Raw genomic sequence first — 18,639 nt, forward strand, 5'->3', positions numbered from 1 at the left:
TTATTTTTACAAAACAAAGAGCGGGGCCGCGGATGGAGGGATCACCCCCGCCGCCGTGGCACGGTCGAGGAGGGTGGCAACCGCGGCCTCCCCTTCGGCACCGAGATCAAGGGAGTGGTCGTTCACATAGAGGCCGATGTGGGCGGCACAGACCTCGTCGCTTATCTCCTGGGCGTGGGCGCGGATGTACGGGGCCGCCGCACCGGGGTTGGCGCGGGCGTAGGCGACGCTCGCCGCCAGGGCACGGTCTATTGCGGCAACCGTTTCCCGACCAAGGGAGCGTTTCGCCACGATCCCGCCAAGAGGGATCGGGCAGCCGGTCTCCCGCTCCCACCAGTCGCCCAGGTCCAGGAGCTTGGTCAGGCCGTACTCCGGGAAGGTGAAGCGCGACTCGTGGATGATGACCCCGGCGGCTACCTCGCCCCGGGCCACCGCCCCCATGATCTCGTGGAACGGCAGGTAGACCAGGGTGTCGATGGCGGGGTCGAAGAGGCGCAGCAGGAGGGCCGCCGTGGTGTATTGCCCCGGCACCGCCACCGGAGCGCCCCGGAGTTCGGCCATGGAGGTGCGCTCCTTCGTCACCACCAGGGGACCGCACCCACGGCCGAGGGCTCCGCCGGCCCGCAGGAGGAAGTAGTTCTCCCGCAGATGGCCCAGGGCATGATAGGAGACCTTGCTCACGTCCAGCGCCCCCTCCAGGGCGAGGCGGTTCAGGGTCTCCACGTCCTCGAGCCGCTCCCGGAAGGCAAGCCCCGCCGTGTCGATGAGGCCATGAACGAGGGCATGGAAGATGTAGGTGTCGTTGGGGCACGGCGAAAAGCCGAGGGAGAGGGGGGACGATAACGCGCTGCCGTCATTCTTCATGGATAGGTTTCCAGAAACTTGAGAATAAAGCGCTGGGCCTTTTCGACCGCCAGCGGGATGTTCCATCGGGAGAGGTCGCGGTCCTCCACCATGTTGCTGATGCCGCGGACCTCGAGACAGTCGACACCGTAGATGAGGGAGACGTGGGCAGCGGCAGCCCCCTCCATATTCTCGCAGAGGGGGGAGAAGCGCCGGAACAGCTCGTCCCCCCGCCGGAGCGTGCCGCTGCAGGTGGATACGGTGAGGAACCGTCCCCGCCGGGCCGTGATTCCAAGGGCCCCGGCGAGCTGCACCGCCTGTTCGGCGGGAAGCTTCGCCAGGGGGAATTCGTTGAAGTACCGCACTCCTTTGCGTTCGAACGAGGGGATGCCGATCAGGTCGAGGGGTTCCCAGCCGTCCGGGGTCTGGACCCCCTCGTCGCCGTAGACCTCGGCGGAGGCGACGGCAAGGTCCCCCACCCTGAGACCGCTCTCCGTGAAGGCGCCGGCACAGCCGACGTTGATGACGAGGCGGGGAGCCGACGTCTCGAGGAGGACGGTGAGGGCCGAGGCGGTGTTCACCTTGCCGATGCCGGTCACGGCGAGGACCACCTTCTGCTTCCCGATGCTGCCGGCATAGGTTTCCCGCCCCGCTCTCCCCCCCCGCTTCCGGGCGCCGATGCTCCGTATCAGGAGGGCAAGTTCGGGGAAGGTGGCGGCACAGATGACGACCGGCCCCATCCCCCTTAGCCTCCGACCGCAAACGGCAGATACACGGTGAAGACACTCCCCTTGCCGGCTTCGCTCACCACCTCGATCCGCCCCCCGTGGGCCTCGACAAACATCCGGGCGAGGGAAAGACCGAGGCCGACGCCGCCGTCGGCCCGGTTGCGCGCCTTGTCGACCCGGTAGAACCGTTCGAAGATATGGGGGAGATGGTCGACGGGGATACCGGCCCCGCTGTCGATCACGGCGACCCGCGCCATGCCGCTGTTGGTATCGAGCACCACCGAGATCTCGCCGCCGCCGGGGGTATATTTCACCGCATTGTCGAGAAGGTTCATGAATACCTGCCGCAGCTTGAGCCAGTCGCCACGGACGGTGACCGCCGTCTCCACCGTCGCGGCGATCCTGAGCCCCTTGTCGGGGTCGATGAGCCGCGCCTGCTGGACCAGTGCCTCCAGGAGATCCCCCAGGTCCACCTCGGCAAGCTCCAGCTTCACCCCTCCCTCTTCGGCCCGGGAAAGGTCGAGGAGGCACTCAATGATCTTCGACATCCGGTTGATCTCCTCCAGATTGCTCTGGAAGAGCTCCCGGAACTCCTCCGGCTCCTTGGCCCAGCGCAGCCCTACCTCCGTCTCCCCCCGCAGGATGGTCAGCGGGGTCCGCAGTTCATGGGAAACGTCGGCAGAAAACTGCCTGACCCGGGTGAAGGCGTACTCCAGCCGTTCGAGGGTATCGTTGAAGGTCTCCGCCAGCCGGCCGATCTCATCCTGCGGATTGTCCACCTCGAGCCGGTGCCCCAGATTTTCGGCGGTAATCTTCTGGGCGCTACGGGTGATGAGATCCACCGGCTTGAGGGCCCGCCCCGCCAGGAACCACCCCCCCAGGCTCCAGAGGAGAAGCGACAGGGGGATGGAGACCGCAAAGACGAGGAGGACCTTGTCGAGGGTCTCCGCCGCCGCCTTCAACGAGGCGCCGACCTGCACGATCTGAATCAGCTTCCCATCCGCGAGGATCGGATAGGTGATGGTCCGGACCGGATAGATGTCGAGGTTGACCTTCGTTTCGTAGGTCACCTTTCCTTCGATGGAACGCTGGAGCGCCTTTTTGCTGAGGGATATCCTCAACTCTTCGAGGTTTTTCGAATAGGCGCCGACCCGCCCGGCAGGATCGAGGACCTGCACGTACTTCCCCCCCAGCTTCGCCCCGATGAAATCTTCGAGCACCTGGTCGAAGACCGACGGCCCCGAACGCCGGAACGGCTCCAACGTCGGGCTGGCGACCGCCTCGGCAATGGTCAGCAGCTCGCGGTCAACCCCCTTGTTCAGCTGGGTCATCAGGACCAGATAGATGAACGAACTGAACAGAACGAGGATGACCGCCAGCGTGACCGCATACCAGAGGGTCAGTGACGAGCGGATCGAACGGAAAAGCAAGAACTACTCCTCCTCTTTGAGGATGTAGCCAACCCCCCGCACCGTGTGGATGAGCTTCTTGTCGGTGTCACGGTCTATCTTTTTCCGCAGGTAGTTGACGTAGACGTCGATGATGTTGGTGAAGCTGTCGAAGGTGTAGTCCCAGACATGCTCGGCGATCATGGTCCGGGTGAGGACCTGGTTCGGGTTGCGCATGAAGTATTCAAGCAGCGCGTACTCCTTCGCCGTCAGGTCGATCTCCTTGTCCTTGCGCCAGACCTTGTGGGTCACCGGGTCGAGCCGCAGGTCGGCGAAATGGATCTCGGCGCCGCGGTCCTGCTCGCTCCGGCGGGCAAGGGCCCGGACCCGTGCCAGGAGCTCGGCGAAGGCAAAGGGCTTGGTGAGGTAGTCATCCGAGCCGGAGTCGAGCCCCGCCACGATATCGTCCACGGAGTCCTTGGCGGTCAGCATCAGCACCGGCGTGGCGGAATGCTTCTCGCGCATCTCCCGCACGACGCTGAGACCGTCCTTCTTCGGGAGCATGACGTCGAGGATGACCAGGTCATACCCCTTGTCGAGGGCCATCTTGAGCCCCTCCTCACCGTTGAAGGCGGCGTCGACCTCGTACTTTTCCTCCTCGAGGCCGCGCTTGATGAAGCTGGAAACCTTCTTTTCATCCTCAACCACGAGAATTTTCATTGTTCATCCCTCTCTTTCTCAGATTTTACAACGCGTAACAGCAATCCATCCCGTGAAACTCAGTCGTTCAGCTTCTGCAGAATCTCCGCCGCCGACTCCTCCACCGACCTCCTCGTCACGTCGATGACGAGCCACTGGGGATTGCGGCGGTAGAGCCGGCGGCAGGCATCGAGCTCCTCCTCCACCTTCTCGATGGCGGCGTAGCTGCCGCGGGAGCTCTGACCCAGGTTGCGGAGCCGCGCCGACCGGATCTCCACGAGTCGGTGGGAGTCGATGATGAGCCCCACCACCCGGTCCGGATTCACCTTGAACAGCTCCGGAGGCGGATCGATCCCCTTCACCAGCGGAACGTTCGCCACCTTGTACCCCTTGTGGGCGAGGTACATGGAGAGGGGGGTCTTGGAGGAACGCGACACCCCGACGAGGACGAAATCGGCCTTGGCGAGCCCCCGGGGGTCCTGGCCGTCGTCGTGCTTGACCGTGAAGTCCACCGCTTCGACCCGCTTGTGATACTCGGCGTTCAACTGGTAGAGCAGCCCCGGCTCCTTCTGGGGGGGAACCCCGAAGAAATCGGAGAGCTTGTAGAGCAGCGGGCTGATCAGGTCGATCGATTCGAGGCCAAGGGCCTCCGCCTCATCGCGCAGGAGGTGGGCCAGCTCGGTGTCGACCAGGGTGTAGACCACGATGCCCCGCTCCTTCAGCACTTCTTCGAGGGAGTGGCGCACATCGTCCCGGGTCCTGATCCGGCTCATCCGGTGGAAACGGACCTCCACGTCCCGGAACTGGGAGAGGGCCGCGCGGACCACCCGCTCCACGGTCTCACCGGTCGCATCGGAAAAGAGATAGATGTGCCTCATGGTCCCCTGTCCCGCCTCAACCGACCAACAATGGAATCATTTTCATTAAGCTATGTATACCATGTTTTTTCGGTCAGGCAAAAAAAGTTGATTATCCACCGAACTCCGCTCTGATTTTCTCCCGGATCTCGGGCCGCAGAAGCAGCTCGACCGTGGTCAGCGCCAGGGCGGCAGCCCCCTCCGCAACGGCGGCCCGCCCCCGCTCGGAAACGGTGGCCTTGGCAAAGGCCTCGCTGTGAATCTGTATCCCGTCGCCGATCGGGACATGGGGATGGATCGTCGGCACGATCTGTGAGACGTTGCCAATGTCCGACGACCCCCTGTTCTTATCGGCAGGTACGGCCGACTCCTGAAGCCCCAGATACGCCAACTGGGCGGAGTAGAGTAACGAAAAGGCCCGGTTGACCCTGAGGGGAGCGAGAACCCGGGGATCGGCTTCCACCTGGAGCCGGCAGCCGGTGGCCGTTGCCGCCCCTTCGGCGCAGGCGATGACCCGCCCTCTCACCCGCTCCAGCTCCGCCAGGTCGTCGGCCCGCACGTAGAAATAGGCCGCCGCCCGCTCCGGAATAATGTTGGGGGCGACTCCTCCCTCGGTGATGATCCCGTGGACCCGTACGTCCTGCCGGAGCTGCTGGCGCAGGGAATTGATGGCGTTGAAGGTCTGGAGCACGGCGTCGAGGGCGTTGATCCCCTCCTCAGGATAGGCCGCCGCGTGGGCCGGCTTGCCGAAAAAGGTGAATCGGACCTTGGCGAGGCCGAGGTACTGCTTGATCACGTAGCGGCGCGACGACGGGTGGACCATCAGGGCGAACGACACATCGTCGAAAAGGCCGTGGCGGATCATCTCCACCTTGCCGACCCCGATCTCTTCCGCCGGAGTGCCGAGGACCACGATTCGGCCGACGGCGGGGGGAAGCGTCCGGCAGAGGGCGGCAGCAGCGCCAACTGCCGCGGCGGCGATGACATTGTGGCCGCAGGCGTGCCCCATGACGGGAAGGGCGTCCATCTCGGCAAGGATGGCAACGACCGGCCCCCCTTCTCCCCACTCGGCCCGGAAGGCGGTGGGGAGGCCGGCGACGCCCCGCGACACCCGATACCCTTCCCCTTCGAGGAAATCGGCAAGGAGTGCCGAACTGCGGACTTCGTTGAGCCCCGTTTCGGGGTTGCGGAAAAGTTCCTCGGCGATGGCGCAGAAATCATCCTTGCGCCGCTCTACGAAGCTCACGATCTCGCGCTTGAGAACCTCGGCATCCATGTCATCACTCCGAATCATTTCTAATGAAAATTAGACCGCGACTGGGGGGTTTTGTCAAGGTTTTTATTGTCTTACCCTTTTAGTTCTGGTACGTTAGCTCACCTTTTGCGCCCACGGGGCGCCAACGTGACGAATCACCCGGAAGGAGCATCCATGAACAGAACCTGGGCAGAGGTCTCGTGCGAAATCCCCGCCGACATGGTCGACCTCGTCGCCGACTACCTCGTCGAAGTGACGGGAAACGGCGTCAGCATCGACAACCTGGAACTCGACACCTTTTCCCTCGATACGGTGGAGGAGTCGTCGGTCAAGACCGTCCGGGCCTACTTCACCCCCGGCGAGGAACTCGACGCCCAGATCGCCGAGCTGGCGCAATTCCTCCACGAGAACGCCCCCGCCTTCGGGGCCGGCAGCATCCCCCCCCCCCGCGTCGCCATGATCGGCGAAGAAGACTGGGCCACCGGCTGGCGCCAGCACTTCGCGCCGACGCGCATCGGGTCACACCTCGTGATCAAGCCGACCTGGGAACCGTTCGACTCCGCTCCGGGGGATCTGGTGATCGAACTGGACCCCGGCATGGCCTTCGGCACCGGCACCCACCCGACCACCAGGCTCTGCCTGGAGGCGCTGGAGGAGATTGCCGCCTCCCTCGGCGCCGCCCCCCTGGAGGTTCTCGACGTGGGCACCGGCTCGGGAATCCTGGCCATTGCCGCCGCAAAGCTCGGCGCCCGCCGCGTGGTGGGGACCGACATCGACCCGGACGCCGTGGTCGTGGCGGCGGAGAACTGCGCCATGAACGGCGTTGCCGATGCCGTCGAGCTCGTCACCACCCCCCTGGAGGCGATTCCGGGGAGCTTTACGGTGACCCTTGCCAACATCCTCGCCGAAGACTTGGTCCGCATGGCGGCGGAACTGGCGACCACGGTGGCCCCCGGCGGCTTCCTCGTCCTGTCGGGCATTCTCTGCGAACGGGAGGAGTACGTCATCAACGGCTTCGTCCCCACCGGCCTCTCCTTCCAGTCGGCACGCCACGGCGGCGAGTGGAGTTGCCTGGTCTACCGGAGGGGTGCATAGCGTGCGCCGCTTCATTCTGCCCGGAGCCGACCTCTCGGGTGAAGCCGTCGAGGTGCGTGGCGACCTTTTTCGTCACATGGCAAAGGTGCTGCGCCTGAAAATTGACACTTCCGTGCAGTTGGCCGACGGGTGCGGCATCGAGTGCTCCGGCGTCATCCGGGAGATTGGCAGGGAGAGCCTTCTGGTGGCGATCATGCAACGGCGCGCCACGGCGCCGCCGGCCGCCGCCCCGCGCATCACCCTTTATCAGGGGCTGCCGAAGGGTGACAAGATGGAACTCATCTTGCAGAAATGTACTGAGCTCGGTGTCTCCGAGGTGGTTCCCTTCCCGGCGGTCCGCTCTGTCTCCCGCGTCGCGAGGGAGCGCGAGGCGGAAAAGCTTCGCCGCTGGCAGCGGGTCGCCGAAGAGGCCTCCCGCCAGGCGGGGCGCCCCCTCGTTCCCACCGTGCGTTACGCCGCCGACGGCATGAAGGGGGTGGCCGCAGAGGCGGACCACGACCTCAGGCTCCTCCTCTGGGAGGGAGAGCAGATCACCGGTCTGCGGGAGACCCTCTCCGCCCGCCCGCTCCCGGCGAGCATCGCCGTCATCGTCGGCCCCGAAGGGGGAATCACCCCCGAAGAGGCGGAGCTGGCCCGGGAAAAGGGATTCATTCCCGTGACCCTCGGCCAGCGGATACTGCGGACCGAGACCGCGGGGATCGCCCTCGTGGCAATCCTTCAGTATCTCTTCGGCGACCTCGGGGGGGCAGGACCAACGACATAGCGGGACCGCGCAGTGGCGCAGACCCGCCCAAGGAGCAACAGCCGATGAAATGTCCCAAGTGCGGATATAACAGCTTCGAATTTCTCGACACCTGCAAGAAATGCAATCACGACCTGGCCGGTTTCAAGCTGAACCACGGCATCCGCGCCATCGTCGCTCCCCTTTCCGAAGCCGGCGGCGCCGTGGCTGCCGGTGCGGCCGTGGCGGTGGCTGCGGCGGCAATGGCACACCCGCCGCTCGACGCAACGTCGGCGGACGAGTCCCTCACCGGGGAACTCCCCCCCTCCCCCCCCGCGACACCAAAGCCGGGGGACGACATCTTCCCCGATCTCGATCTCGGCTTCGCCGAAAGCCCCAAGCCGGCGCCGGCGGAAGAGCCCTTCTCCTTCGACCTGGAACCGACCGCCCCTGCTGCCCCACCGGCAGCCGCCCCCGCCGAACCCTCCTTCGCGGACTTTTCGTTCGACGAACCGACCGGAGAAGTATCGGCGGCAACGCCCGCTGCATTTGAGGCTGAGAACGGTGTGGACGACGGCTTTGCGAGCCTGCTGGAAACCGATTCCCCCGACCCGACGCTCGCGGCAGCGGTGGCCGACGCCTCGGCCGGCGTCGAGCTGGAGAACCCGTGGGACACGCCGACCGACACGTTCAGCGGCTTCGCCATCGAACCGGCATCGGCCTCCCCCCCGGCGGAGAAGCCTGCAGCCTCGCTGGAGCTGGAGAGCTTCGGCTGGGAAGAGGACGAAAAAAAGCCCGAGCCTGCTCCCGCTGCGGGACCAAAGGTCGAGCTTGATACGTTTTCCGGAGACGAGTTCGAATCCCTCTTCGGGGAGCCGGACGAACAGAAGTAACTTCGGGGAAAATGGTTACCGGCGGGGAGCGAGGGCCGCCAGGATCCCCGGCCCGAATTCCCGCATCTGCCACTCCCGCAGAGAGCCGCTGGCGGCAAGCTCCCCGACCGAGCGGGGGGCGGCGACGGCCAGCTGCTCCAGCAGGGCGTTGTTGGCCAGGTACCCCATGTCGATCCCGAGCCGGGCCGCCTCCTCCTCGCGCCACCCTTTCAGCGCCTTCAGCCGCTGCTCCTCGGGGCCGCTCAACCGCCGGCGCTCCTCCCGGGGAAAGACCGGCAGGTTCCGCTCCGGAACCGTCATCCCCTTCTCCACCGACCGCAGAATCCCTTCGCCGTGGCGCGCCGCCACCTTCTCCGTAATCCCCGTGATCCCCACGAGCTCCGCTGCCGACCGGGGGCGCTTCTCGGCCAGCTCCCGCACCGTGTCGGTGCCGAGGATCTTGAACGGCGGGACGTCGGCCTGCCGGGCACGCCGGTCACGGAAGCGAAGGACCTCCTCCAGCACCGCCAGGGTCCGGCGGTCCAGCCGCGATGCCCCTTTGAAACGAAGAAACAGCGGATCGTCGCCGCGCTGCGTCATCCGCACCCCGGTGAGAAGCACACATTCCTCCTCCACCCACGGCAGCCGTCCCCGCTCCCGCAACTCACCCTCAAGCTGGCGATAGAGGTCGATGAGGAGCGTCGTATCCTTCACGGCGTACTCGATCATCCCCGCGCTGAGGGGACGGCGGCTCCAGTCGGCCCGCTGGTACTGCTTGTCGAGCTCCACCCCGAAGCGCTTGCGCAGCGCCGCCGCCAGCCCGAATTCCCGTTCCCCCAGATACTGGCACGCGATCATGGTATCGAAGAGGTTGTTCACCTCGATGCCGAAATCGCGGTGCAGTGACCGGATATCGTAATCGGCGCCGTGGAAGACCTTGCGCCGTGAGCCATCGGCGAAGAGGGGGGCCAGCGGTGCCAGGTCGGGGGTGGCGAGGGGGTCGACGATGGCGGCATACCCCGGCACCGCGAACTGGAGGAGGCAGACCTTCTCCTGGTAGTGGTGCATGGAGTCGGCCTCCAGGTCGCAGGCGACGATGGGCTCTCCCCCGAGACGTTCGGCGAGGCGGCCTACCCCCTCGGCGGAGGTGATGATATCGGGTGAAACAGGGGTGTCAGGCAAGGAACTCTCCAGTCGTAGGGTGTGAATATCTGCAGATGGTTCATCGTGTTCGGATCTGCGCCAGGCTTGCCGTGGCCAATTGAGCGGCACCGCAGGCGTAGCAACGCAACGTCGGGGATGGCGCGATTGAGGCCGAGGCGAAGATGACGTTCAAGCGGACGCGAGCCGCTAGAACTCCCGGATTATCTCATAGAGGGTAGTCCGCTGGGCCGCCCGGAAGCCGGCGTCGCGGATCAGTTCCACCATCTCTTCGAGGCTCATCCGGAAGGTGCAGCCGGCGGCGGCGACCACGTTCTCCTCCAGCATGGTCCCCCCCAGGTCGTTGGCACCGAAGAAGAGCGCCACCTGGGCCATGGCAGCCCCCTGGGTCACCCAGCTCGCCTGGATGTTGGGGATGTTGTCGAGGACGATCCGGGAAAGGGCCAGCACCTTCAGGTACTCGACGCCGGTGGCGCTCCGGCCGCCGAGCTCGGTGTTCCCCGGCTGGTAGGTCCAGGGGATGAAGGCGGTGAAGGAGCCGCCGGCGGCCTGGAGCTCCCGGACCCGGAAGAGGTGCTCGACGATATCCTCGGGGCGCTCCGTGCTGCCGAACATCATGGTGGCGGTGGTCGGCATCCCCTGCCGCGCCGCCTCCCGCATCACCGCGGCCCACCCTTCCCAGCCGATCTTCTTGGGGGATATCGCCTGCCGCACGCTGTCAACGAGGATCTCGGCCCCGCCGCCGGGGATCGAATCGAGCCCCGCCTCCCGCAGGCGCCGGATCGCCTCGGGGATGGCGAGCTTCGAGATCGCGGCGATCTGGGTGATCTCCGCCGGCGAGAGGGAGTGGTTCTGCACCCGGGGGAACCGCCCCCTGATCCCGCGAAAGAGCGCCTCGAACCACTCGATGCCGAGCTGGGGGTGGAGCCCCCCCTGCATCAGGAGTTGGGTCCCCCCCCGCTCCACCAGTTCGGCGATCTTGGCGTAGATCGTCTCCTCGTCGAGGAAATAGGCGTCCGGGGCATCGAGGTCGCGGTAGAACGCGCAGAATCTGCATTTGGAGTCGCAGACGTTGGTGTAGTTCACGTTGCGGTCCACCACGAAGGTAACCAGCTCCTCCGGATGCATCCGGCGGCGGATGCCGTCGGCAACCCGCCCGAGGGCCAGGAGATCGCCGTTGGTCAGAAGCTCCAGCGCTTCTCCACGAGTGAGGGGCTCGCCCCGCTCGCTCTTTTTCAGTGCATGCGTCGTCATCAGTAGGTCCGCAGTTCGTTGTAGAGGGTATCCCGCTCCACCGGCACCCGGCCGGCCGTGCGGATGAGGGCGGCAATCTCGTCGCGCCCCATGGTCTGGGGGGTGGCGGCGCCGGCGTCGTGGCCGATCTTCTCCTCCACCACGGTGCCGTCTAGGTCGTTCACCCCGAAGGCGAGGGCCGCCTGGGCGATCTTCACCCCCAGCATGACCCAGTAGGCCTTGATGTTGGCGAAGTTGTCGAGGTAGATGCGGGCCACGGCCAGGGTCTTCAGGGCGTCGACCCCCCCGGAGCCGGGTCGCTTCAGATGGCCGAGGGGATTATTCTCCTTCTGGAAGGCAAGGGGGATGAAGACCTGGAACCCGCCGGTCCGGTCCTGAAGCTCCCGGAGTTGTCGCATGTGGTCGACGCGGTCGGCGTAGCTCTCGATGTGGCCGAAAAGCATGGTGGCGTTGGACTTGAGCCCCGCCCGATGGACCTCCTCCATGACGGCGAGCCACCGCTCGCCGGAGATCTTCTCGGGGCAGAGCCTGCGCCGCACCGCATCCCCGAGGATCTCCGCCCCGCCGCCGGGGAGGGAGCCGAGTCCGGCCCCCTTCAGCTCCCGCAGGGTCTCGGCAAGGGAGAGTCCCGCGATGCGGGCGAGGTAGTCGATCTCCACGGCGGTGAAGGCCTTCACGTGGAGATCGGGGGAGACCGACTTCACGGTCCGGAGCAGTTCGAGGTAGAATTCGAACGGCAGGTCCGGGTGGAGGCCGCCAACGATGTGGATCTCCGTGGCCCCCTGGGCACGGGCCTCCATCGCCCGGTTGCGGACCTCCTCCAGATCGTAGAGGTACGCTCCCGGCTCGTCGGCGGTGCGGGAAAAGGCGCAGAAGGCGCAGCGGTTCACACAGATGTTCGTGTGGTTGATGTGCCGGTTGACGTTGAAAAAGACCCGGTCGCCGTTGCGGCGGCGGTTGACGGCGGAGGCCAGTTCCCCCAAGGCGATGAGGTCGTGGGAGTCGAAGAGGAAGAGGGCCTCGTCGTCGGTGATCCGTTCACCCGACATGACCTTCTCGGTGATGGCAGCAAGCGTTATCATGGTTCACCCCAGCGTGTGAAGAGCGTGTGGGGGATGCCGAGGGTATCGAGGACCTTGCCGGCCACGAACGCCACGAGATCATCCACCGTCGCGGGTTTCTGGTAGAAGGCGGGCATGGCCGGGACGATGCGGACCCCGAGCCGGGCGAGCTTCAGCATGTTCTCCAGGTGGATCGGCGAAAGCGGCGTCTCCCGGGGGACGAGGACGAGGGGCCGCCCCTCCTTGAGCGCCACGTCGGCACACCGCTCGATGAGGGTGCCGGAAAGGCCGGCGGCGATCCGGGCAAGGCTCCCCATGGAACAGGGAGAGACCACCATGGCGTCGGGGGCGCGGGACCCGCTGGCAATGGGGGCCAGCAGATCGTCATCGGCATAATAGTGCAGCGTCCCGGCGGTCTCCCCGTAATAGGCGGCCAGGTGCTCGGCAACGGCGGGGGGATCCCCCTCCCAGGAGAGGCCGCACTCCTCGCGCAAGACGGCGAATCCCGGCCGGCTCACCAGAAAGGTGACCCGGTGTCCCCCTCGCAGCAGTTCCCCGCCGAGCCGCAGGCCGTAGGCCGCGCCCGATGCCCCCGTCAGGGCAAGAACCACGTGCCTCCCGCTCATGCGCCCCCCCTCCCCGCCAGCACGTCGACGAGGGTGGCAACGAAGAGGGTGATGCTGATGTAGCCGTTCATGTTGAAGAACGCAGCGTCGAGTCGGGAGAGATCGCCACTGCGCAGCAGCCAGTGCTCGTAGAAGAGCATCGCGACGCACAGCGCAAAGCCGGCCACGAACCATCCCCCGAGACCGGCAACGGGGGCGAGAGCCGCCAGGAGCAGGACCATCACCCCGTGGAAGAGGCGGGCGGTCCAGAGGGAACCGTTCACGCCGAGCCGCACCGGAATGGAATGGAGGCCGCTCGCCCGGTCGAACTCCAGGTCCTGGAGGGCGTAGAGGATGTCGAACCCGGCGACCCAGAAGAGGACCGCAAGGCCGACAAGCACGGCCGGCACCCCGACGCTTCCCCGGATGGCAATCCACGCCCCGAGGGGGGCGGCGGCGAGGCAGATGCCGAGGACCACGTGGGCAAGCGCGGTGAACCGCTTGCAGTAGGAGTAGAGCACGAGAAAGAAGAGCGCCACCGGCGCCAGAGAGAGGCAGAGGGGGTTCAGGCGGTGGGCAGCGTAGAGCATCAGAGCGATCGAGGCGGCGATGAAAACGGCAACGGTCCCCTTGCCGATGAGTCCCGCCGGAATGGCGCGGCCGGCGGTGCGGGGGTTGCGGGCGTCGATCTCCGCATCGATGAAGCGGTTCAGCCCCATGGCAGCGGTCCGGGCCCCCACCATCGCCATCAGGATCCAGAACGCCTGGGCCGCCGTCGGAAGCCCCCGGGCGGCCAGGATCGCGCCGGTGAACGCGAACGGCAGCGCAAAAACCGTATGGGAGAATTTGATCATCTCCAGAAAGACGGCTACCTTCTTCACCATTCCTGTCTCCATCCGCTCATCACTGACCATTTCTCACTCCCGTGCGCAGCGCGGTTTCCAGATCCCTTCCCACGCTGTTCAGCTCCCTGTTGACGACATCGAGGTCGAACATGCCGGGATAGTGCTCGTAGGGGTAGCGCTTCTTGAAGTAATTGACCTTCCCTCCCTCGTCGTAGGCGTAGCTCGAACGGATCTCCAGATCCGCCGACTCCACCGTCACCTCGCTCCCCCCTTCGACCTCCCGCACCGTGATCTTCAGCCGCTGGAAGTAGAGCCGTCCCCCCGCCGGCAGGGTGAGCCCCCCCGCGCGGGTGGAGAAGTGACGGAAACCGGTCAGGAGGACCCGCTCCTTCGCGTCGTCCTGCTCGAACTCGTACCGGTCCCGGGCCAGGAGGTATTTCACAGTGGCATAGACGTCGGCCGGTGGCCGCGAAACCTCGAACCGTGGCGCATCGAGCGGGGTCGCCTCCAGGCGCAGGTGGTAACATCCGGACAGGAGCATCACCCCCAGCAGGAGCCCCCAATAGCAGAAAATGCGGCGTGAGTTCAAAAACCGTATTCCCCCCAGCGTTGATCTACCATTCGACGTATCTCCGCGTCCATTGCCAGCTCCGGCGGCCTTGTTCCCCCGCCGCCACTGCGGGTGGCGTCGATTCCGAGCCGGCTCCCGAGCCAGGGGAAAAGTGGCGTCCCCCGCTCCCGCCCGGAGATCACCAGATCGCGCCGCCAGTCGGGGAGATTCGCGATTCGCCAGGCGACGTGCGACAGGTCCCGGACATCCGCATCCTCATCCACCACGACGATGAGCCGCGCCCCCCCCATCAGCTCCGACGCCCACAGCTCTTCCATCAGTTCTTTGGCCCGGGCCGCCGCCCCCCCTCTGATCGAGACGATGGCGCCGCCGTGGAAGATCCACTCCGCGGGAAAGGAGATGTCGACGATATCGGACCAGCGACGGCGGAAGAGCGGAAGAAGAAGCTGGGCCGCCGCCTGCGCCAGGTGGCAGTCCTCCATGGGAGGAGGCCCCACCACCGTGGCCGGGTAAACGCACGCCCTACGCCGGGTCACGCACGAAACCCGAAGATGCGGCACGGGGGCGGCGGGGACGTAGAATCCGGTGTGATTGCCGAAGGCGCCATCCAGGATCGTCTCCCCCGGCTCTACGCACCCCTCGATGACAAGCTCGGCACCGGCCGGCACCAGCAGCTCGCTCGTCCGGCACCGGACCATCTCCAGCGGCGCCCCGCGAAGCCAGCCGGCGAACTGCATCTCGTCAACCCCATCCGGCAAGGGGAGCATGGCGGCCAGGGCAAGGGCCGGATCCCCTCCGACGGCTACCGCCACCGGCATCGGTTCGCCACGCTCACGGTATTTCCGTTCGTGGCGATTCCCCCCCGTCCCAACATACCAGCGGATGCCGGCATTGCGCTCCCCGGCGATCCAGACCCGGTACATGCCGCAGTTGGCGCAGCCGGTGTCCGGATCGCGGGTGATAACCAGCGGCAGGGTGATGAAGCGACCGTCACCGTGGGGATGACCGTCGCCGGGCCAGGAAGTGAGAAAGGGATAACGGGAGAGTTCGGGAGCCGTTTCGACAATTTCCTGGCAGGGGGCCGCGGTCACCGGCACCGGTAGATACCGCCGCAGCGCATCGGCGACATGAGATGCCGCCAGAGGATCGGAATCCCCATCTCCCGCAGCCGGCCCGAGAAGCTCCTCCATCCGCGCCGTCAGCTCTTCGAGGGCCGAGAGTCCCAAGGCCGCCGCCATCCGCCGGGGCGAACCGAAGAGATTGGTGGCCACCGGAATCTCGCCACCCCGCACCTTTTCGAAGAGAAGCGCCTTTCCGCCGTCGGCCGATTTGCACACCCGGTCAGTGACGGCAGCGATCTCAAGCCGCGGATCGACCTCGCTCCCCACCCGGTGCAGTTCGCCCAGGCGTTCGAGCTCTTCGAGAAACTCGTGCAGGCTGCGAAACATGGTGCCGCCCCCATTCCCCATTCAGCCGCAACTCTCTGATACCTAGCATTTCGCCCTGACGGTGACAACCATTTTCTCGGCACGGCCACCACCCGAACCAGCACCGGAAGCGTCGCAGAACGAACAAAAAAAAGGCCACCCGTCTGGGTGGCCTCCTCACGTACAGCGTCTAAAGCTGGTCGGGGCGAGAGGATTTGAACCTCCGACCCCCTGCTCCCGAAGCAGGTGCGCTACCAGGCTGCGCTACGCCCCGACACAGAGAACTTCGTATATACCACGGAGGTCCCGACCGCGCAAGCTATTTTTCGACCCGCCGCGAAAGAGCCGGCGGCGCGGCACCGCCGCTACAGCGGCTATTGCGCCGGTTTTTCCGGCAGATACTGTTCGAACTGCTTCTTGTCCTGGGCACAGCGGTACGCCTCCTCCGGCGCGATCTTCTTCATCTTGAGGAGGTCGAGCAGGTGCTGGTCCATCAACTGCATCCCGTCCTTCTTGGCGGTCTGGATGATGGAAGGTATCTGGAAGGTCTTACCCTCCCGGATCAGGTTGCCGATGGCCGGCGTACCGAGCATGATCTCCAGCGCCGCACAACGCCCCTTGCCGTCGGCAGTCCGGAGAAGCTGCTGACAGACGACCCCCTTGAGGGACTCGGAGAGCATGGTGCGGGTCTGCTCCTGGGCGTCTTTGGGGAAGACGTCGATGATCCGGTCAATGGTCTTGGCCGCCGAGTTGGTGTGCAGGGTCCCGAAAACGAGGTGTCCGGTTTCGGCGGCGCTCATGGCGAGGCTGATGGTTTCCAGATCCCGCATCTCACCGACGAGGATCACGTCGGGGTCTTCCCGCAATGCCGCCCGCAGGGCGTTGGTGAAACTGTCGGAGTGCTCCCCGATCTGACGCTGGTTGAGGAGCGACATCTTGTTCTCGTGGATGAACTCCAGGGGGTCCTCCAGCGTGAGGATATGCTCCTTGCGGGTGGCATTGATGAGATCGATCATCGCGGCCAGGGTCGTCGACTTCCCCGACCCCGTGGGCCCGGTGACCAGCACCAGCCCCTTCTTGAACTGGGTCATCTTCCGGACCCCATCCGGAAGCCCCAGATCGTCGGCCGACAGGATCTTGCTCGGGATGATCCGGAAGACCGCGGCGACCCCCCGGTGGGTCATCAGGTAGTTGCCCCGGAAACGGGCAAGCCCCGGGATGGCGTAGGCGAAGTCCAGGTCGTGCCTCGTCTCGAAGGTCTCCTTCTGCTTCTCGTCCAGGATCTCGTAGAGGATCGACGTCAGCTCCTCGTGGGTGAGGGGCTTGAAGTTCTGGCGGGCCATCTCCCCGTGGAGTCGGAAGATCGGGGGGGCCCCGGAGGAGAGGTGCAGGTCCGATGCTCCCTGCTCCTTGAGCATTTTGAAGAGTGCGTCTATGCGTGCCATGGATACGTCTCCGTCAGGTGAGAATGGATGCCGCGAACTCCTCTGGGGAGAGGTCGCCGGCAGTGAGGAGCTCCCGCCCCTCTTCCGCCAGCCCCCGCCATCCGCGGGTCTTTGCGTAGTCGAGGAATTCGTCCGCCGTGGCGGCCCCCTCAAGGTGTCCGCGGGCACCCTCGTCGATTGTCAGCAGATCCACGAGGTACCGTTTTTCGCCGTGGCCCGTCTGGTCGCACGCCGGACACCCTGCCGCCCGGCAGCAGCTCCCCCCCTCGCCAAGGCGGAGCATCCGTGCCTCCTCGGGGGTACACGGTTCGCTTCTCCGGCAGTCGGGGCAGAGGGTACGGATCCCCTTGGCGACGATCACTCCCCGCAGCTGGCCCGGCGCGAGGTAGTGCCGGTCACGGAAGTACAGGAGCTGCTTCAGCAGGGGAGCGGTATCGCCGAACGCCATACCGGCCACCACAAGCTTGCCACGGATCGCCGCCTTGCACAGAGCGGAAAAGGAGCGTTCGTCGGTGGCGTCTTCCAGGACGATGATATCGGGATCGTGTTCAAGTACCGCCGTTACCACCTCCCCAAGGTCCGTATCGGGGGAGAGCGGCACGCGCGGGAACCGCTTTTCGCCCTGCCCCGCCCCCCCGCCGAGCACGATAACAGTCTTCGCTGCCGTTTCGTGCTCCTGAAGATAGAGATCGATCATCCGACTGCGCAGGTCCGGCTCCCGGACACCGACGAGGACCATCCCCCGTTCCGCGGCGGCCAGCGTCTCGAAGGTCGCCATCTTTTCCGCGGAAAGCCCGAGATCGGCCACCGTGGCCGGGAACTGGGTCGCGATGTGCATCCGGAGGGTGAGGTGGTCTCCCCCCTCCCCCCGCAGGAGCGCCACCTGGAAGGCGATGGTCTTTCCTTTCCACGCAAAGCTGAGCTCGCCCCGGACGGCAAACTCACCGGCGCCGACAATCCGGGCGAGTTTGCGCACCCGCAGGATCACCTCGGGGTAGTGGGTGGGGGCGAGCCTCCCCACTTCCCGCGTCTGGCCGCCACGCCGGGCGGCAATGATCACGGCGTCGCCAACGGGCTGGAGGGACAGAGACGACAGCTTCTGCTGGACAATGAAGAGGAGGAGGTAATCGACGAGTTTCGCCCCGCCGAGGTCGCGGTTGATCGCCTCAAGGGCAGCGGAGGGGAAATTTGCCGAGGTAAAGCCGAGACTCTCCGCCACCTCGGAGGGGCCGTAGAACAGCTCTTGCATCTCGCGAATCTCGCGGATGAGCCCCACCGAGATGGAGACCGTGCAGCCGGTGGCCTTCTCGACCGCGGCGATGGCGGCATTGTTGAGGGGGTCGGCAATGGCGATGCTGAGCTCGCCACCGGCGCAGATGAGCGGCATCAGGTTGTACTGGCGGGCCAGGGCCGCCGGGACGAACGCCACGGCCCCCCTGTCGACCATGGTCGGCTTGAGGCGTACGTACGGAATATTGAGTTGGTTGGAGAGCGCCCAGTCGATATCCTCCTGGGTCACGATGCCGAGCCTGACGAGCGCCTCGCCGAAGCGGCTTCCCGTCTGGACCTGCTCCTCCAGGGCCGCCCGGATGTCGTCTTCGCTGATGATCTGGCACTTGAAGAGAATGGAGCCGAGGGACCCTTCCTTGACGATGCTTTCCATTGCGTTCCTCCCTTTTGTACCATCGGCCGGATCGGTCCGTTCTTGAGCTCTTTTTCGCCAGTTACCCCTGCGCCACCCTTTACATTCCCGCTGGCGCTGTGCTAGCCTGATGCAAAAATCCGGCCCTGTCGCGAAGACCGTCCCGTCTT

The 18,639-nt window shown here is 65.7% G+C and carries 18 protein-coding genes and 1 tRNA gene; 3 read left to right on the forward strand and 16 right to left on the reverse strand.

All coding sequences use genetic code 11. The annotated features are described in order from the left end of the window. Window positions 1-6 precede the first annotated feature (6 nt). From GPICK_RS15465 to GPICK_RS15490, 6 genes are all read right to left on the reverse strand, one after another. On the reverse strand, window positions 7-864 hold the full coding sequence (locus GPICK_RS15465) for a 1,4-dihydroxy-6-naphthoate synthase (protein ID WP_039744723.1): 858 nt from the start codon (window positions 862-864) through the stop codon (window positions 7-9). Next, entirely contained in the window at window positions 861-1,583 is a 723-nt protein-coding gene (gene mqnB, locus GPICK_RS15470) for a futalosine hydrolase (protein WP_039744725.1), read from the reverse strand. Before mqnB ends, GPICK_RS15465 begins: the two co-directional genes overlap by 4 nt. Before the next feature lie 5 nt (window positions 1,584-1,588). Then, complete coding sequence (locus GPICK_RS15475; protein WP_039744726.1) at window positions 1,589-3,001, reverse strand: ATP-binding protein; 1,413 nt, start codon at window positions 2,999-3,001, stop codon at window positions 1,589-1,591. Window positions 3,002-3,004: 3 nt separating this feature from the next. Continuing rightward, window positions 3,005-3,679 carry a response regulator gene (locus GPICK_RS15480; protein ID WP_039744728.1) on the reverse strand — a complete coding sequence of 225 codons (675 nt, stop codon included), beginning with the start codon at window positions 3,677-3,679 and terminating at the stop codon, window positions 3,005-3,007. A gap of 59 nt (window positions 3,680-3,738) precedes the next feature. Beyond that, complete coding sequence (locus GPICK_RS15485) at window positions 3,739-4,536, reverse strand: pyruvate, water dikinase regulatory protein (RefSeq protein ID WP_039744730.1); 798 nt, start codon at window positions 4,534-4,536, stop codon at window positions 3,739-3,741. Window positions 4,537-4,627: 91 nt separating this feature from the next. After that, on the reverse strand, window positions 4,628-5,809 hold the full coding sequence (locus GPICK_RS15490) for a M20 family metallopeptidase (protein ID WP_236685590.1): 1,182 nt from the start codon (window positions 5,807-5,809) through the stop codon (window positions 4,628-4,630). Between the two features lie 135 nt (window positions 5,810-5,944). On the opposite strand from GPICK_RS15490, the gene prmA reads away from it, so the two are divergent. The 3 genes from prmA to GPICK_RS15505 are packed head-to-tail and all read left to right on the forward strand — an operon-like array spanning window position 5,945 to window position 8,479. Continuing rightward, window positions 5,945-6,865: a 50S ribosomal protein L11 methyltransferase gene (gene prmA, locus GPICK_RS15495; RefSeq protein ID WP_039744734.1), complete on the forward strand. Its 921-nt coding sequence runs from the start codon at window positions 5,945-5,947 to the stop codon at window positions 6,863-6,865. Between the two features lies 1 nt (window position 6,866). Continuing rightward, entirely contained in the window at window positions 6,867-7,628 is a 762-nt protein-coding gene (locus GPICK_RS15500) for a 16S rRNA (uracil(1498)-N(3))-methyltransferase (RefSeq protein WP_039744736.1), read from the forward strand. Between the two features lie 44 nt (window positions 7,629-7,672). After that, window positions 7,673-8,479, forward strand: coding sequence for a hypothetical protein (locus GPICK_RS15505; RefSeq protein WP_039744738.1), 807 nt, complete (start codon window positions 7,673-7,675; stop codon window positions 8,477-8,479). 15 nt (window positions 8,480-8,494) lie between these two features. Here GPICK_RS15505 and GPICK_RS15510 read toward each other — a convergent pair whose 3' ends face one another. From GPICK_RS15510 to GPICK_RS15555, 10 genes are all read right to left on the reverse strand, one after another. After that, complete coding sequence (locus GPICK_RS15510; protein ID WP_039744741.1) at window positions 8,495-9,640, reverse strand: ribonuclease D; 1,146 nt, start codon at window positions 9,638-9,640, stop codon at window positions 8,495-8,497. Window positions 9,641-9,808: 168 nt separating this feature from the next. Then, window positions 9,809-10,873 (reverse strand): cyclic dehypoxanthinyl futalosine synthase, encoded by a 1,065-nt coding sequence (gene mqnC / locus GPICK_RS15515; RefSeq protein WP_039744743.1) that lies wholly within the window; start codon window positions 10,871-10,873, stop codon window positions 9,809-9,811. Then, window positions 10,873-11,955 carry an aminofutalosine synthase MqnE gene (gene mqnE, locus GPICK_RS15520; protein ID WP_039744744.1) on the reverse strand — a complete coding sequence of 361 codons (1,083 nt, stop codon included), beginning with the start codon at window positions 11,953-11,955 and terminating at the stop codon, window positions 10,873-10,875. Before mqnE ends, mqnC begins: the two co-directional genes overlap by 1 nt. Continuing rightward, a complete protein-coding gene (locus tag GPICK_RS15525; RefSeq protein ID WP_039744746.1) occupies window positions 11,952-12,560 on the reverse strand; it encodes a UbiX family flavin prenyltransferase in 609 nt (202 codons plus the stop codon). The genes mqnE and GPICK_RS15525 overlap by 4 nt, the downstream gene beginning before the upstream one ends. Next, window positions 12,557-13,453: a 4-hydroxybenzoate octaprenyltransferase gene (locus tag GPICK_RS15530; protein ID WP_039744748.1), complete on the reverse strand. Its 897-nt coding sequence runs from the start codon at window positions 13,451-13,453 to the stop codon at window positions 12,557-12,559. The genes GPICK_RS15525 and GPICK_RS15530 overlap by 4 nt, the downstream gene beginning before the upstream one ends. Then, window positions 13,443-13,973 (reverse strand): hypothetical protein, encoded by a 531-nt coding sequence (locus GPICK_RS15535; protein ID WP_039744750.1) that lies wholly within the window; start codon window positions 13,971-13,973, stop codon window positions 13,443-13,445. The genes GPICK_RS15530 and GPICK_RS15535 overlap by 11 nt, the downstream gene beginning before the upstream one ends. Then, window positions 13,970-15,403, reverse strand: a complete 1,434-nt coding sequence (locus tag GPICK_RS15540; protein WP_144400109.1) for a UbiD family decarboxylase — start codon at window positions 15,401-15,403, stop codon at window positions 13,970-13,972. Before GPICK_RS15540 ends, GPICK_RS15535 begins: the two co-directional genes overlap by 4 nt. A 176-nt stretch (window positions 15,404-15,579) precedes the next feature. Beyond that, window positions 15,580-15,656, reverse strand: a tRNA-Pro gene (locus GPICK_RS15545). A 100-nt stretch (window positions 15,657-15,756) separates the two neighbouring features. After that, entirely contained in the window at window positions 15,757-16,827 is a 1,071-nt protein-coding gene (locus GPICK_RS15550) for a type IV pilus twitching motility protein PilT (RefSeq protein WP_039744753.1), read from the reverse strand. A gap of 13 nt (window positions 16,828-16,840) precedes the next feature. Next, a complete protein-coding gene (locus GPICK_RS15555; RefSeq protein ID WP_039744754.1) occupies window positions 16,841-18,490 on the reverse strand; it encodes an ATPase, T2SS/T4P/T4SS family in 1,650 nt (549 codons plus the stop codon). Between the last annotated feature and the right edge of the window lie 149 nt (window positions 18,491-18,639).

It is taken from the genome of Geobacter pickeringii (assembly GCF_000817955.1).
GTDB classification, from domain to species: Bacteria; Desulfobacterota; Desulfuromonadia; order Geobacterales; family Geobacteraceae; genus Geobacter; species Geobacter pickeringii.

What these genes read in the sequence shown, in the direction of transcription:
- GPICK_RS15465 (WP_039744723.1), bottom strand. Translation starts at nt 864, where the DNA reads ATGAAGAATGACGGCAGCGCGTTATCGTCCCCCCTCTCCCTCGGCTTT.
- mqnB (WP_039744725.1), bottom strand. Translation starts at nt 1,583, where the DNA reads ATGGGGCCGGTCGTCATCTGTGCCGCCACCTTCCCCGAACTTGCCCTC.
- GPICK_RS15480 (WP_039744728.1), bottom strand. Translation starts at nt 3,679, where the DNA reads ATGAAAATTCTCGTGGTTGAGGATGAAAAGAAGGTTTCCAGCTTCATC.
- GPICK_RS15485 (WP_039744730.1), bottom strand. Translation starts at nt 4,536, where the DNA reads ATGAGGCACATCTATCTCTTTTCCGATGCGACCGGTGAGACCGTGGAG.
- GPICK_RS15490 (WP_236685590.1), bottom strand. Translation starts at nt 5,809, where the DNA reads ATGATTCGGAGTGATGACATGGATGCCGAGGTTCTCAAGCGCGAGATC.
- prmA (WP_039744734.1), top strand. Translation starts at nt 5,945, where the DNA reads ATGAACAGAACCTGGGCAGAGGTCTCGTGCGAAATCCCCGCCGACATG.
- GPICK_RS15505 (WP_039744738.1), top strand. Translation starts at nt 7,673, where the DNA reads ATGAAATGTCCCAAGTGCGGATATAACAGCTTCGAATTTCTCGACACC.
- mqnC (WP_039744743.1), bottom strand. Translation starts at nt 10,873, where the DNA reads ATGACGACGCATGCACTGAAAAAGAGCGAGCGGGGCGAGCCCCTCACT.
- mqnE (WP_039744744.1), bottom strand. Translation starts at nt 11,955, where the DNA reads ATGATAACGCTTGCTGCCATCACCGAGAAGGTCATGTCGGGTGAACGG.
- GPICK_RS15525 (WP_039744746.1), bottom strand. Translation starts at nt 12,560, where the DNA reads ATGAGCGGGAGGCACGTGGTTCTTGCCCTGACGGGGGCATCGGGCGCG.
- GPICK_RS15530 (WP_039744748.1), bottom strand. Translation starts at nt 13,453, where the DNA reads ATGGTCAGTGATGAGCGGATGGAGACAGGAATGGTGAAGAAGGTAGCC.
- GPICK_RS15540 (WP_144400109.1), bottom strand. Translation starts at nt 15,403, where the DNA reads ATGTTTCGCAGCCTGCACGAGTTTCTCGAAGAGCTCGAACGCCTGGGC.
- GPICK_RS15550 (WP_039744753.1), bottom strand. Translation starts at nt 16,827, where the DNA reads ATGGCACGCATAGACGCACTCTTCAAAATGCTCAAGGAGCAGGGAGCA.
- GPICK_RS15555 (WP_039744754.1), bottom strand. Translation starts at nt 18,490, where the DNA reads ATGGAAAGCATCGTCAAGGAAGGGTCCCTCGGCTCCATTCTCTTCAAG.